Here is a 13,450-nt window from a genome sequence, read left to right as displayed (position 1 = left end):
TCATCAGGAAAAAAAGCGTCAGGAGAAAAAGATGCCGGCAAAATCGAAGGCTCAGCAAAAGGCCGCAGGGGCCGCCTTGGCCGCCAAGCGCGGCGAGACCAACGTGAGTGAACTGGTAGGCTCGTCAAAGGAGATGTACGACTCGATGAGCGAAAAAGAGCTCGAGGAGTTCGCCAGCACCAAGCGCAAGGGCAAGCCGGAGAAGAAAGGCGACGACTAAGCAGTCGTCGAGACTAGCAAGCTGATTTCCCCCAAACACAACGCCCGGCATCAATGCCGGGCGTTTTTTACAAGGGCTCGCCTTACTGGCAGGGCACGACCTTGCGCAGCGTGTCCTTGGCCCACAGGTTCTGGCCATCCGGAGTGCGGCCCTGCTCGTTCCAGCGCTCGGTGGTTTCCAGGCAGTACGAGCCCATGTCCTCGGTGCGCGGGTCGGCGCTCGAGGGGCGCTCGCCGCCAACGCGCATGACGTCGGTATTGGTCGAGGTATAGCGGGGGGCAACGGTGGTGCTGGCACAGCCCGCGACCAGCGTAGTGGCGACCAGCAAAGCGATGAAGCGGCCGAGTAGCATGTTTCAAACCCTCAAAATCCGGCCCGATTGCCGGTAGCGCTAGATACCACCCGTTCACGACGGCGTCAACGCTTTTCGCCAGGCTTAGGTCACCAGCGTAATGCTGGTTACCGGGCGCAGCTGGCGATGGTGGCAGTGGCGCGCCACGCTCTCGACGATGGCTTCGGCGTCGTCGATCTGCCCCTTTTCTAGCTGAATGTCGACCATCAAAAAGTTGCCCACCCGCGCCAGGCGCACGTCGCTCTCCTCGACCGCGAAATCCGCCACGCCCACGGCCAGCTCCTCGCGCATGCCGCCGCCGGGCTCGCCGAACATCAGCTCTTTCAGCGCCCCCCGGATCATCCGCACTGGCATGGGCAAGAAATAGGCGACGATCAGAAGCACCATGGCCGGGTCGGCGAAACGCGCCCAGGCGGCAAGCGGCGATAGCGTCAGCAGGTAGGTAGCAAAGAAGCCGATCAGCACCGCCGCCGAAAGCCAGGTATCCATCGCCCACTGTTTGAGCTCGGCGGCCATGAGCGAGGAGTGGCGCCCGCGGGCGTAGCGCGCCAGCCGCCACCAGGTGAACAGACACCCGATAACGTTGAAGGCGCCGAACCCCAGCGCCAAATCGAGCGTCACGAGCCGCCCGCCCTGATAAAGACTCCAAAGCGCCGACACCAGCGAAAATAGACACACCAGCGCGATCACCACGCCCTTGAGCAGCACTGCCAGCGGCTCGACGGTCAGCCGGCCGAAGGGGTAGCGCTCATCGGCGGGCTTTTGCGCGTGGCTGAGCGCGACCAGCGATAGCGTCGCCAGCACCAGGCTCAGTAGCGAGTAGCCGCTGTCGAACAGGATAGTGATGGAGCCGGAGGCGAGACCGATGACGAGCCCGGCGAGGGCGAAAACCGAGGCACAGAGCGCCGAAAACCTGAGCGCGCGGCGCTCGACCGTTGACGAAGACACGCAGAAAACATCCCGAAAGAGGTGAAAGGTGCGCCATAATAGGCGCCCACCCCGCTTTCCACCAATCGCTCACCGCCAACTTTCTTGGCGCTGGAGGCCTTGTGCGTATCGAACAGGTTCAGGCGTTCATCGAGGTCGCCGAGCAGCGCTCCTTCGCCGGCGCCGCTCGCCATACCGGCGCCAAACGCAGCACCTTGAGCGCCATGGTAAGCGCGCTGGAAGATCACCTGGGCGTGGCGCTTTTTGAGCGTTCCGGCAACAGCCTTACGCTTTCGCCGATGGGCGAGAGCATTCTGCCGGACTGCTACCGACTGTTGACCAGCGCCGCGCGCATCGACAACTACTGCCAACAGCACAACCTGGGCGTGGAGAGCCAGCTCTGCATCGCCCGCGACGACGCCCTGCCCGAGGCGTTTTGGCAGGGCGTGATGCACGACATCAAAACGCGCTTTCCGCTCACGGCGATTTCGGTCTATCTCGCCCCGCCGCAGACCCATCAAACGCTGATCGCGCGCCAAACGGTGGACATCGCCTTCGGCCTTTACACGACCCAAGCGCTGCCCCACTACGCCAAGCGCTTGGCGCCGGTCGACATGCGTCTGGTGGCCGCGCCGCACCACCCCTTGAGCCGGCTGCCCGGCGTGCACCGCGACGATCTTGCCCAGTATACCCAGATTTGCTTGAGCCACTTGCAGGACGACCGACTGGTGAGCGAGGCGCTGTTCTCAGCCAACTACCTAAGCGTGACGATGTTCGAGCTAATGCGCGACGCCGTGATCCAGGGCACCGGCTGGGCGCTTCTGCCCGCCCCGCTCATCCGCCAGGCGCTGAAGGCCGGCACGCTCAGCCGCCTGCCCCACGAGCTGACGCTCGAAAGCTACCACTACCGCTCGCTAGTCAGCGGCCCCCAGGGACCGGTGGCGAGCGCGCTGCTTGGCCGGCTCACCCGGTTTTTGGCCGACGAGGAGTGAACGCGGTTTCGTTGAAACGCGTGATTGGCGAAAAGCGGCGTTGCCCGCCACGCTATAAAAAAACCACAGAGGAGAACGACGACACCCGAGAGCGTAGAACACGGGCAGTGTCATGCGTGCGTCAAAAAGCCCTGCCAGTGTCGATGTTGCCGTCCACTTAGGAGCGACTTCCACGATGGTCAAACTCGATAAGAAAGCCAAACGGCTTTATGTGCTCGATACCAACGTTCTGATTCACGACCCCGCGGCTCTGTACCATTTTGATGAGCACGATGTGGTCATCCCCATGACCGTCCTCGAGGAGCTGGACAAGCATAAAAACGGCATTCGCGAAATCGCCCGCACGGCGCGCCAAATCAGCCGCACGCTGTCGGATCTCACCAGTCAGGTCACCTTCAAGGAAGTTCAGTACGGCGTTCCCATACCCCGGCTTTCCGGCGAAAGCGGCCGGCTCCATTTTCTCTGCTACAGCGATCTTAAGCTTCTCAACGAAGTCAGCGACACCCCGGATAACCGCATTCTGGCCGAAACCTGCCGGCTGCGCGACGAACACCCGGACGCCTCGGTCATCCTGATCACCAAGGACATCAACCTTCGCATCAAGGCCGCCGCGCTCAAGGTGCCGGTGGAGGATTACCACAACGATCGCGCCTTCTCCGACAGCGACGCCATGATCGAAGGCGCCAGCGTCTACCAGCACGCGGCAAGCGAAGGCGCCACGCTTTGGGAAACGTTGAACGTCGAGGTCGACGTCGAGCGCACCGGCCATCACACCTTCTACCACCTCAAGGGCGAGATGCCCGTGGAGTGGCACACCGGCATGCTGGTCAGCGATAGCGAAAACGGCGCCGAGTTCGAGGCTATCGTGCGCGAGCTGAGTTCTGAGCGCGCCACGCTCCAGCTTCTGACCAATTACCGCCACCACTCGGGCGTCTGGGGCGTGCACGCCCACGACAGCCGCCAGAACTTTACCCTCAACCTGCTGATGGACCCGGAGATCGACCTGGTCACCATCGCCGGCAACGCCGGCACCGGCAAGACCTACATGACGCTCGCGGCGGCGTTTCAACAAACGCTGGACGCCAAGCAGTTCGAGCGCATCGTGTTCACCCGCGCGCCGATCCCCATGGGCGAGGACATCGGCTTTCTACCGGGCACCGAGGAGGAGAAAATGTCGCCCTGGATGGGGGCGTTTCACGACAACATGGACAACCTGTTGCGTAACGACGACGGCGAATCGAGCTGGGACAACGGCGCCACTCGCCAGCTGATCGGCTCGCGGGTGCAGATCCGCTCGCCGAGCTTCATGCGCGGGCGCACCCTGAACGACACCTTTTTGATCATCGACGAGGCGCAAAACTTCACCCCCAAACAGCTCAAGTCGCTGGTGACCCGCGCCGGGCGCAACACCAAGATCGTCTGTTTGGGTAACGTCGGTCAGATCGACACGCCGTACCTCACCGCCAACACCTGCGGCATGGCCGCGGTGGTCGAGCGTTTTAGAGACTGGCCCCACGCCGGGCACATTACGCTAAAAAGCGTCGAGCGCTCGCGTTTGGCGCTGGCCGCCGAAGAGCTGTTGTAAGCCCTTCCATCAATTCCCCTTCCGACACCTTCGACTCGCGCCGCCGCCGGCGGCGCGACTAGCGGATATCCGGCGCGCTCTCATCCTCGTCTTCGTCACCCATCGGGTTGGGCACGCCCACAGTGTCCGCAGCAAAGGCCTCTCGCTCACCCAAGGGGCGCGAACGCCCGACGGTGGTATCCTTGACGGTCTGGCGCTCCAGCTCGCAGTTGAGCTCGGCGCCGAACAGCACTAAAAATGCCGAGATCCAGAACCACATCATCATGGCGACCACCGCCCCCAGCGATCCGTAGACTTCGCTAAAGGTGGTGAAGGTACGCACGTAGAGCGACAGCGCCGCCGACCCCAGAAGCCAGGCGAGCGTGGCGAACAGCGTGCCGTAGTTGAGCCACTCCCAGCGCGGCTTTCGCCGGTAGGGCGCGAAGCGATACAGCAGCGTGACCAGAAAACTGGTGATGATCAAAAGCGCCGGCCAGCGCAGCCAGTTGATGATGTTGTTCAGCGGCGCCTCGATCGCCAGCGACTCCACCGCCATCGGGATCAGCGCGATGAAGCCAAGTGAAATCAGCGTCATCGCGATCAGCCCGAAGGTGAGCAGGGTCAACAGCACCGTGCGGCGCACAAAGGGGCGCTTCTCGCTTTCGCCGTAAACGACGTTGAGCCCCACCACCAGCACCGCCACCCCCTTGGAGGCGATGAACATGGCGATACCGAGCCCGATCATCGCGGCCATGAAGTTGCCCGCCTCGGTATTTTCGATCACCTGCTCGGCCTGCTGGTCGATCAAATTCGCTGCGTCCGGCGGCATGAAGCGGCTAATTTCGTAAAGCTGCTGAGCCGCCTCCTGCGGGTCAAACAGCAGCCCCCAAAGCGAGATGACCGCCGCGATGGTCGGAAACAGCGCCAGCAGCGCGTAGAAGGCGGTGCCCGCGGCCAGCATGGTCAAGCGGTTACGCCGCGCCGCGCGTACCACGCGCCAGCACACGTCCAGAAGCCCGGGCGTGGGAATCTCTTCCGGCGTTTGCGCGCGGCGCCCGCGCAAGCTCGTTTGTGGTGTCTCGCTCATTGGCTCCCCTCCCAAATCAGTAATAGCGCCAGCACCACCGCCAGCGCCATCATCAGCCCGCTGCCGTGGCGGCGCAGCCATCGCTCCCCTTCAAGCGCCTGGTTCAAGCGCGCCATAGCGCGGCGCTCGAGCACCAGCGCCCGGGCAACGCTTGAGCGCTTCACGCGTTTTGATCGCTGCGCCACGCCTTTACAAAGCGCGACCAGCCACCCCGCCCCCTTTTGATACGGCCACCACAAATCCCCTGCCGGCAGCGTCGGCGCGCTCAGCGCCCGGGCAAGTACCACGCCGATGACCACCAACGCCACGCCGGCGGGCAGCGGCCATACCAGGGATTTAAGCGACTTCAGCGCCGGCACGTGCACGCTCTCCTGCGGCAGCGGCAGCCACCAGGGCACGGTCAGGGCGGCCAGAATCGCCAGCGCCCAGCCGGCGAGCTGCCAGGCGTCGCTATCGCCGGTATCGCGGTCCTGCCACTGGCGCCACAGGCAAACGCTGACCAGCGCCGTGGTGCCCACCGCCGCCCACGTCAGCAGCAATACGATGTGGTGATGCGCGCCTTCTTCCAGAACGTGCTTGACGCTGTACTTACTGATCACCCCCGCGCCGAAGGCGCCGGTCAGCGACAGCGCCGGCAGCGCCAGCACAATCCACAACAGCGCGGTGGGCAGGCGCGGCATGTGCTCGCTCACGCTGGTGCCCAAAAACAGCGCGCCCTTCGCCAGCGCGTGGTGGCCGGCAAACAGCGCAATGCCCGGCAGCAGCGCCGGCCAAAGCGTTGCGTCGAGCAGCCCCACCGCCACCAGCGCGGTCATCATGCCCATTTGGCTGATGCTCGAGTAGGCGAGCACCGCCTTAGGGTGGCGCTGGCCCACTCCGTAAAACGCCGCGCCAAAGGCGGCGGCGAACCCGGCCACCAGCATCACCTCGCCAAGCGTCGAAAACGCCGGCGCCAAACCCTCCACACCCAGCGGCAGTAGCGCGAGCCACCCCAAAAGCCCCGCCTTGATCATCGCCCCGCTAAGCACCGCGCTTGCCGGCGCCGGCGCCACCGGGTGGGCGAGCGGCAGCCAGACATGAAGCCCGATCACCCCGGCCTTGACGCCAAAGCCTAGCCATAGAAGAAGCGCCATCCACACGCCTTGGGGAGCGGCGGCGATCGCCTCGCGCACGCCTTCGAGCGTCGTCATCTCGCCGCTGCCCGCTGCCCACAAAAGCCCGCCGAGGATCAGGGCTTCACCGATGACCGCAAGCACGATATAGGCGTGTGCGCCGCGCTTGGCCGCACCGCTTTGCTCGTGCAGCACCAGCGCGTAGGCGGCGAAGGTCATCAGCGCAAAGCCGAGATAGAAGCTCGCAACGTCCCTGGAGAGAATCAAAAACGCGTTGCCCAGAAACGTCAGCGGCCAGAACAGCGTGAAGCGCAAAAGCTTACCGCTTTCGCCGTCATCGCCCAGGCGTGCGCGCGCCGCCTCGCGCTTGAAGTAGCCCCGCGCGTGGAGCGCCGCCAGGCTCCACAAGAGTGCGGTGAAGCCAAGCCAGGCTCTTGCGAGCGTGTCGAGCGCCCACTGCCCGCCGAGCAGCCAGGCCTGCCACTCCCACGCTCCTTCGCCAATGAACGCCAGCAACAGCGCCGGCCAGGCGGCGCTGAGCCACCCGAGCGAAAAAAAGCGCCTCGCCTCGGGCGGGCGAAACATCTGGCGCACCACGTAAAGCGCCACGCAAAGCGGCCATAAAAGTGCGGCCAACAGCAGCGCGGTCATGGCAGGTACTCCCCGACCGCAACGCGGGTCGCCCAGTCCAGCGGGCTAAAGGGCAGCCCCGCTAACAGCCCGGCCAGAAGGCCCACCGTTGTGGTAAAAACCGCCGGCCACAAAAGCCAGCCGTGAGTCTCGAAGCGCCCCAGGCGCTGCTCGCTCGGCCACTCGCCCACCCCGTGGGCCGGCCCCTGGCAAAACCAGAGCCGGTAAATGATCGGTAGAAAGTAGAGCGCGTTGAGCACGCTGCTGAGTACTAGCACCGCCACGACCCAGAGCATCCGGGCCTCGATGGCGCCGATGCCCAAATACCACTTGGTGATGAAGCCGGCGGTCGGCGGCAAACCCACCATACCGAGTGCGCTCAGGGTAAATGCGATACTGGTCAGCGGCATGCGCCGCCCGGCGCCGTTCATCTCGTCGATGCGGTGAATGCCGAGCTCCTCGGCGTAGCTGCCGGCGCAGAAAAAGAGCGTCACCTTCATCAAGCCCTGGTGCAGCAGGTGCGCCAGTGCCCCAATGGTGCCGAAAGGCCCCACCACGCACGCCCCCAGCACGATGTAGGAAACCTGGCTGATGGTCGAAAAGGCAAGCCGTGGTTTCAGCTCGGCCTGGGCCATCGCCCGCAGCGAGCCGTACAGGATGGTGAAGGCCGCCATCGCCGCAAGCCAAGTGGTTACGCCAAGCTCCACGCTGAGCTCGATGCCGTACAAATCATAGATGATGCGCAGAATGCCGAAGGCGCCGGCCTTGACCACGGCAACGGCGTGCAACAGCGCGCTAACCGGCGCCGGCGCGACCATCGCCCGCGGCAGCCAGCCGTGCAGCGGCACGATCGCCGCCTTGACCGCCAAACCGCCCACCAGCAGCGCGAAAATGAACGTCAACAGCCCACGGTGATCGCTCAGATAGCGATCCAGCCCCTGTTCCGAGGCAAACGACTGATCGCCGGTCAGGCTGTAGAGCAGCACCACGCCGAGCAACAGCACCACGCCGGCGCTGAGCGTATAACGAAGATAGACCCGCCCCGCCGCCAGCGCCTTGGGCGTACCGGCGTGGGCAACCAGCGGGTAGGTCGAGAGCGTGAGCATTTCGTAGAAGATTAGGAAGGTGAACAGATTGCCTGCCAGCGCAATCCCCAGCGTACTGGTCACACAGAGGCTAAAGAAGCCGAAAAAGCGCTTGCGGTTCGCCGCACCTTCCAGATACCCGATGGCGTAGACGGTGGTGCAGAGCCACAGTATTGATGAGAGCCCGGCGAACATGACGCCGAGCGCGTCGGCGCGCAGCACGAAGTCGATGCCGCCGATGATCTGAAAGCTAAAGGTGTCCTCGAACCCCTGGGAGACCCGCCAGACCATCAGCACCACCAGTGCCACCTTGCACGCCGCCGCGGCGAGGTTGATCACGGTGCGCGCCGGCCGCGCGGTTTCCGGCAGTGAAAAGATCGCGATCGCGGCGAAAAGCGATACCGACAGCGCGGCGAGCGGCAGCCAGGCCATGTTCATGCGCCCCCTCCGTGCAGAAGCGAAAGCGGAAAGTGCGCCAACAGCCCGAGTGCCAACGCCGCCAGCGCAAGCGTCAGTGCGACGGCGTCCATGCCCCGCGCCAGCGGCTGGTAGCGGTGGTGCGGGGCGCGCTCGTCAAAGGAGTAGCGAAACATGCGAAAGATATACGCCGCGGTCAACAGCGTGCCGACGAGCAGCGACGCCACCCCTACCCACTGATTCGAGAGCACCATGGCGTGTAACAGCAGCCACTTGGCGGTGAACCCGGCGCTTGGCGGCAGGCCCATCAGCGTGATCGAGGCGAGGCCGAAGATCAAAAGCGACAGCGGCAAATGCCGGCTGGTACCGGCCAGGCCCTTCAGCGAGCTTTCGCCGGTGGCGAGCATTAGATTGCCCGCGGCGAGGAACATCGCCGCCTTGGCCAGTCCATGGCCGATCAGCTGCAGCCAGAACCCCTGCCAGGCAAGGGCTTTGGGAATCGGAGCGATGTCAGGGCCCAACAGCAGCGGAAAGGCGACCATCAGATAGCCCAGCTGCGCCACCGTGGAGGAGGCCACCAGGGACTTGAGCGTTTGCGCCCGCCAAGCGGTCAGCCCGCCCCAAACGATCGCCAGCCCGCCAAGCCAGGCGATCAGGCGCGGCGCCCAAAGTGTCTGGGGCAGCAGAAGGCTCCAGAGCAGGATCAGCATATATAGCGACGCCTTGAGCACCAGCGCCGCGTGCAGGGCGCTCACCGGCGTCCAGGCGTTTTCGTGTACCGGCCCAAGCCAGGCGTGCAGCGGAAAAAGGGCGGCCTTGAGCGCAAGCCCCGCGCCCAGCAGCGCCGCCGCCACATAGGCCACCGTTCCGGGCTCGACCGCAACGGCCAGCCGCGATAGCTCGAGCTCGCCCCACTCGCCGACGATCAGCGCCACGCCCATCAGATAAGCCAGCGAGCCGACCAGCGTGAGCAGCAGATAGCGCATGCCCGCCTCGAGCGCCTCGCTCTTTTGCGACAGCAGCAACATCCCCACCGCCGAAAGCCCGAGCGCTTCCAGCGCAAAGTAGAGCGTGAGCAGATCCGCGGCGAGCCACAAAAGCGACAGCGCGCTGACGGTCACCCCCATCAGCGGCCAGAGCCAGCGCCCCGCCGGCCCCGCCTCGATCAAGCGCAGATAGCCCGGCGCGTAGAGCGCCGCCGCCGCCGAGACGCCTTGCGTGACCAGAAGTAAAAGCGCCCCCAGCCCGTTCAAGCGCAGCGATAGCGTCACCCCAAGAATCTCGGCCTGCCAGCGTAAAAGCCCGGTCTGGTAGGCATCGAGGGTGAGCGCGGCCCCGGCGGCCAATAACAAGGCGGCCACGACCAGCACCGGCGCGCCCCGCCTGGGCGGCAAGAAAGCGGCGAGCAGCCCCGCCAGTAGCGGCAGCAAAAGTGCACACAAAAGCGCCCAGTGGGTGAGCGCCAGCGGCGCGAAAGTGCTTTCAAACAGGCCAAATCGCCAGATCATCCCGGCCTCCCTGGGGCGCCGGCCTGCTCCTGGCTCGCCTCGTCTTCGTGGGCGTTGAGCTCGCGAATGAGCACCGCCCCCAGCAGCGAGCCAAGTGACGCGACCAAAAGCCCGACGCCCACCAGCGCCTGGGAACCTTCGGCGGTGCCGGCAAGCCCGACCACCAACAGAAACACGCCGCTACCCAGCACGTTGAAAGCGAGCAGCCGGCGCAGGCGATGCCGGTGCAGGGCGAACGCGCCCATCGCCAGCCCCACCAGCAGTACCGCCACGAGCATCAGCGGATGCTCGGAAGGGTTATAGGCCATCTCCGGCATGACCAGCCGAATGACCGCGCCGACCATGCCGCACCAGGCGACCGTCAGCAGGGTCCGCGCCAGTCGGTGGCTGACCGGGCCGCGAAAGGTATCGATATGAGGGCCGTGGCGGCGAAGCGAGGTGACATGAAAGCGCAGCCCGCGACGGCGGGCGTCCAGCGCGCCGAGGGCGTAAAAGAGACTCGCCCCGGTGACAAGCCCGCCGAGCACGAGCTCGATCAGCGCTAAAAGCGGCGCGCCCAGCCACAGCCAAGCGAGCACCAGTGATAGCGCAAAGGCAACGTAGGCGTTGGTTGCGCGGCCCACGTGGCGGTCGAACAGGCACACGAGCGCCGCTGCGCCGAGGCAGAGCGAAAGCCCTATTTCCAAAAGGTCGATGGACGCTAGCATAGGCCTTCGCTGATTCCCTGCTCGGCTATAAGAGGCTACGGTAGAAAGTCGTTGTTCAACGCCACGGTTAGAAACTGACGTTAAAAGCCCTGGTTAACATCTACTGTAAACAGCCACTGTGCCTGCGTTTTAGGCGCTTGTCGATGTCGCCTCAGCCAAGGCGCGCCTGCAGCCATTTACCGATATCGTTGACCTGCTGCGGGCAGAGCGCGTGGGCCATGGGGTACTGGCGGTAGTTGACGCTATAGCCCTTCTCCTTGAGCCGCTCGGCGCCGGCGCGCCCCAGAGTTTCCGGCACTACCGGGTCGAAATTGCCGTGGTGCACTTCGACGGGAATGGCGGCGTTGGCCTCGGCAAAGGCGATGCTCTCGCCGGTGGCAAGGTAAGTCGACATCGCCAGCAGCCCGCCAAGCGGGGCATCAAAAGTGAGCGCGGCCTGGTAGGCGACCGCGCCGCCCTGGGAGAAGCCCGCGACGATGATACGCCGGCTATCCATGCCCTGGTCGAGCTGCTCCTGAATCACCGCCTGAATGCGCTCGGCGGAGCGTTTGAGCTGCGCCTCGTCCACCCGGCGGCCAAGGTCCATTGCCAGAATGTCGTACCAGGCGGGCATCACCATGCCGCCGTTGACGGTCACCGGCAGACGCGGCGCGTGGGGCATGATGAAGCGCACGTTCAGCTTCGAAGACAGCCCCATTGCCGGAATCAGCGGCTCGAAGTCGTGACCGTCCGCGCCGAGGCCGTGGATGATGAACACGCAGGCATCCGCCGGCTGGCCATTTTTGGGCTCGATGATCAGTTCACCCGGCTCTGACATAACGCGATCTCCTCGTAAACAAAAGCGACACCCTAGCGCAAAGTGGCCGCAACGGCGAGCGTTAGAACGGCCATACCAGCGGGATCAACGCCACGGCGATCGCCCCGGTCAGCACGTTGAGCCCGCCACCGACCTTGAGAAAATCGCTGATGCGATAGCCGCCGGGGCCATAGACCATCAGGTTGGTCTGATAGCCGATCGGGGTCAAAAAGCTGGCCGAGGCGGCGAACATGATGGTCACCACGTAAGGCATGACGCTCACGCCCATGCTCTCGGCGGCGGCGGTCACCACCGGAAAGATGATCACCGCCGCGGCGTTGTTGGTCACAAGCTCGGTCAAAAGCGCCACCACGCAGTAGGTGCCCAGAAGCAGAAGCCAAGGGCTGCCCGCCACCATCGAGAGCACGCCGCCAGCGAGCACGTTCGCCGCGCCAGAGGCCTGAAGCGCCGCGCCCACCCCAAACGAGGCGGCAATGGTCAACAATACTTGAGTGTCGAGGCCGCGCTTGGCCCCAGCCACCGAGCAGCAGCCGGTCAACAGCGCCAGCGCCGCCCCCAGCATCGCCGCGTTGAGCATGCTCATCACGCCAAGTGCGGCTAACAGTACCGCGCCGATCAGAATGCCCCAGGCCAGCGGCGCCTTCTCGTGCACCGGGCGGGCGGCGCCGTTGAGCTCGCTGATCAAAAGAAAATCGCGGGATTCGCGGTGGCGTTCGATGAACGGCGGGCGCGCCTCCAAAAGCAGCACGTCAGACGACTGCAGCCGTACCTGGCCCAGGTTGCCGGTAACCCGCTCACCGCCGCGGCAGATCGCTAGCACCGCCGCGCCGTAGAGCGTGCGAAAGCGCCCGTCGCGGATGCGCTGGCCGATGAACTGACACTGGTGTGACACTACCGCCTCGACCAGCCGGCGCTCCTTGAACTCCTTCTCCAGGTTCGAGCCCCGTTCGCTCGACGGCACCAGCCCGCGAATCTGCTGTAATTCGACGGCGGCGTCGCTGGTGCCGGTGAACACCAGCCGGTCGCCGCCCTTGAGCCGCTCGCCGGGGCCAACCACGCTGACCACGTTACCGGCGCGCTCGATCTCGACCAAAAACAGCTCCTGCAGATGCCTAAGCCCCGCCTCTTCCACGGTGCGATCGACCAGTACGCCGCCGGGTTCGACCTCCATCTCGATGGTGAACTCCCGCGGGTTGGCGAACGCCCGCCCCATGCCCTCACGATTGGGCAACAGTCTGGGCGCGACGAAAATCAGGTAGATAAGCCCCGCCAGCGCCACGGGCAGGCCCACCCAGGCAAGGTCGAAAAGGCCCATCGAAAGCTCGGGGTAGCGCTCGGTCAAAAGCCCGTAGACCACCAGATTCGTGCTGGTGCCGAAAAGCGTGACGGTACCGCCCAAAATCGAGGCGAAGCTTAGCGGCATCAACAGCCGCTGCGGCGAGCGGCGAATGCGCCGACTCCAGCTCATGACCGCAGGAATGTAGGTCGCCATGACGGGGGTGTTGTTCAGAAAAGCGCTCAAGGAGGCTACCGGCAGCACCAGCCGCGAAAGCGCTCGCCGCTCGGTGGCGGGCGTGCCAAGTACGTGGCGAATGATCAGATCGATGCCGCCGGTTTCACGAATGCCCGCCACCAGCACGTACATAAAGGCCACGGTAAAGAGCCCTGAATTGGAGAATCCTCCGAGCGCCTGGCCTGGGTCGATCACGCCCAGGGTGAGCAGCACTACCACCGCGCCCATCAGGATAATATCCGGCCCCAGCCGGGAGAGCGCCATCAACGGAAATACCGTTAGTACGACCCCGATCGCAATCCAAGCATCCAGTGACATGACGCGCGCCTTGAAAAAAGAAACGCGCTCATTGTGACGCCTGCCAGATATTCCAAAAAGCTATTTTTAGGAACACATTTATTCGATAAAAACATATGCGAGATTAGCCGTGCCGCTCCGTTTGAAGCGTGTCTCTAAAAGAGCGATGGCATTAGCACAAAATCGGCGAAAAGCGCCGAGCGCCTTCGAGTAAAGCCCGCT

At 64.4% G+C, this 13,450-nt stretch carries 12 protein-coding genes; 3 read left to right on the top strand and 9 right to left on the bottom strand.

Features of this window, described 5'->3' with window-relative positions; all coding sequences use genetic code 11:
• Window positions 1-31: 31 nt before the first annotated feature.
• Entirely contained in the window at window positions 32-220 is a 189-nt protein-coding gene (locus MQW23_RS06585) for a DUF3008 family protein (RefSeq protein WP_252107064.1), read from the top strand.
• Window positions 221-302: 82 nt separating this feature from the next.
• Here MQW23_RS06585 and MQW23_RS06580 read toward each other — a convergent pair whose 3' ends face one another.
• Both MQW23_RS06580 and MQW23_RS06575 read right to left on the bottom strand, forming a co-directional pair.
• Complete coding sequence (locus tag MQW23_RS06580; protein WP_252107062.1) at window positions 303-572, bottom strand: hypothetical protein; 270 nt, start codon at window positions 570-572, stop codon at window positions 303-305.
• An 84-nt stretch (window positions 573-656) separates the two neighbouring features.
• The gene (locus tag MQW23_RS06575) at window positions 657-1,520 is read right to left on the bottom strand and encodes a cation diffusion facilitator family transporter (RefSeq protein WP_252107060.1); all 864 of its coding nucleotides are present in this window, start codon (window positions 1,518-1,520) and stop codon (window positions 657-659) included.
• A gap of 101 nt (window positions 1,521-1,621) precedes the next feature.
• Here MQW23_RS06575 and MQW23_RS06570 point away from each other — a divergent pair, with 101 nt between their 5' ends.
• Window positions 1,622-2,491 (top strand): LysR family transcriptional regulator, encoded by an 870-nt coding sequence (locus MQW23_RS06570; protein ID WP_252107058.1) that lies wholly within the window; start codon window positions 1,622-1,624, stop codon window positions 2,489-2,491.
• A gap of 175 nt (window positions 2,492-2,666) precedes the next feature.
• Entirely contained in the window at window positions 2,667-4,076 is a 1,410-nt protein-coding gene (locus MQW23_RS06565) for a PhoH family protein (protein ID WP_252107057.1), read from the top strand.
• Between the two features lie 58 nt (window positions 4,077-4,134).
• Here MQW23_RS06565 and MQW23_RS06560 read toward each other — a convergent pair whose 3' ends face one another.
• The 7 genes from MQW23_RS06560 to MQW23_RS06530 all read right to left on the bottom strand — a co-directional run bounded on the left by MQW23_RS06560 (window position 4,135) and on the right by MQW23_RS06530 (window position 13,249).
• Complete coding sequence (locus MQW23_RS06560) at window positions 4,135-5,142, bottom strand: YihY/virulence factor BrkB family protein (protein ID WP_252107055.1); 1,008 nt, start codon at window positions 5,140-5,142, stop codon at window positions 4,135-4,137.
• Complete coding sequence (locus MQW23_RS06555; RefSeq protein WP_252107054.1) at window positions 5,139-6,905, bottom strand: proton-conducting transporter transmembrane domain-containing protein; 1,767 nt, start codon at window positions 6,903-6,905, stop codon at window positions 5,139-5,141. Before MQW23_RS06555 ends, MQW23_RS06560 begins: the two co-directional genes overlap by 4 nt.
• A complete protein-coding gene (locus MQW23_RS06550) occupies window positions 6,902-8,407 on the bottom strand; it encodes a complex I subunit 5 family protein (protein WP_252107053.1) in 1,506 nt (501 codons plus the stop codon). Before MQW23_RS06550 ends, MQW23_RS06555 begins: the two co-directional genes overlap by 4 nt.
• Window positions 8,404-9,894: a complex I subunit 5 family protein gene (locus MQW23_RS06545; RefSeq protein WP_252107052.1), complete on the bottom strand. Its 1,491-nt coding sequence runs from the start codon at window positions 9,892-9,894 to the stop codon at window positions 8,404-8,406. Before MQW23_RS06545 ends, MQW23_RS06550 begins: the two co-directional genes overlap by 4 nt.
• Complete coding sequence (locus tag MQW23_RS06540) at window positions 9,891-10,601, bottom strand: hypothetical protein (protein WP_252107051.1); 711 nt, start codon at window positions 10,599-10,601, stop codon at window positions 9,891-9,893. The genes MQW23_RS06545 and MQW23_RS06540 overlap by 4 nt, the downstream gene beginning before the upstream one ends.
• 151 nt (window positions 10,602-10,752) lie before the next feature.
• Window positions 10,753-11,418: an alpha/beta hydrolase gene (locus MQW23_RS06535; protein ID WP_252107049.1), complete on the bottom strand. Its 666-nt coding sequence runs from the start codon at window positions 11,416-11,418 to the stop codon at window positions 10,753-10,755.
• Window positions 11,419-11,479: 61 nt separating this feature from the next.
• Window positions 11,480-13,249 (bottom strand): SLC13 family permease, encoded by a 1,770-nt coding sequence (locus MQW23_RS06530; protein WP_252107048.1) that lies wholly within the window; start codon window positions 13,247-13,249, stop codon window positions 11,480-11,482.
• Window positions 13,250-13,450: the final 201 nt, after the last annotated feature.

The organism is Halomonas sp. S3-1-1 (genome assembly GCF_023757625.1).
Lineage (GTDB): Bacteria > Pseudomonadota > Gammaproteobacteria > Pseudomonadales > Halomonadaceae > Vreelandella.
The sequence above is the reverse complement of the archived record's forward strand: the minus strand, read 5'-3'. Positions and strand labels throughout refer to the sequence as shown.

Coding starts and splice junctions, on each gene's coding strand:
- MQW23_RS06585 (WP_252107064.1), top strand. CDS start 32: ATGCCGGCAAAATCGAAGGCTCAGCAAAAGGCCGCAGGGGCCGCCTTG.
- MQW23_RS06580 (WP_252107062.1), bottom strand. CDS start 572: ATGCTACTCGGCCGCTTCATCGCTTTGCTGGTCGCCACTACGCTGGTC.
- MQW23_RS06565 (WP_252107057.1), top strand. CDS start 2,667: ATGGTCAAACTCGATAAGAAAGCCAAACGGCTTTATGTGCTCGATACC.
- MQW23_RS06560 (WP_252107055.1), bottom strand. CDS start 5,142: ATGAGCGAGACACCACAAACGAGCTTGCGCGGGCGCCGCGCGCAAACG.
- MQW23_RS06555 (WP_252107054.1), bottom strand. CDS start 6,905: ATGACCGCGCTGCTGTTGGCCGCACTTTTATGGCCGCTTTGCGTGGCG.
- MQW23_RS06550 (WP_252107053.1), bottom strand. CDS start 8,407: ATGAACATGGCCTGGCTGCCGCTCGCCGCGCTGTCGGTATCGCTTTTC.
- MQW23_RS06545 (WP_252107052.1), bottom strand. CDS start 9,894: ATGATCTGGCGATTTGGCCTGTTTGAAAGCACTTTCGCGCCGCTGGCG.
- MQW23_RS06540 (WP_252107051.1), bottom strand. CDS start 10,601: ATGCTAGCGTCCATCGACCTTTTGGAAATAGGGCTTTCGCTCTGCCTC.
- MQW23_RS06535 (WP_252107049.1), bottom strand. CDS start 11,418: ATGTCAGAGCCGGGTGAACTGATCATCGAGCCCAAAAATGGCCAGCCG.
- MQW23_RS06530 (WP_252107048.1), bottom strand. CDS start 13,249: ATGTCACTGGATGCTTGGATTGCGATCGGGGTCGTACTAACGGTATTT.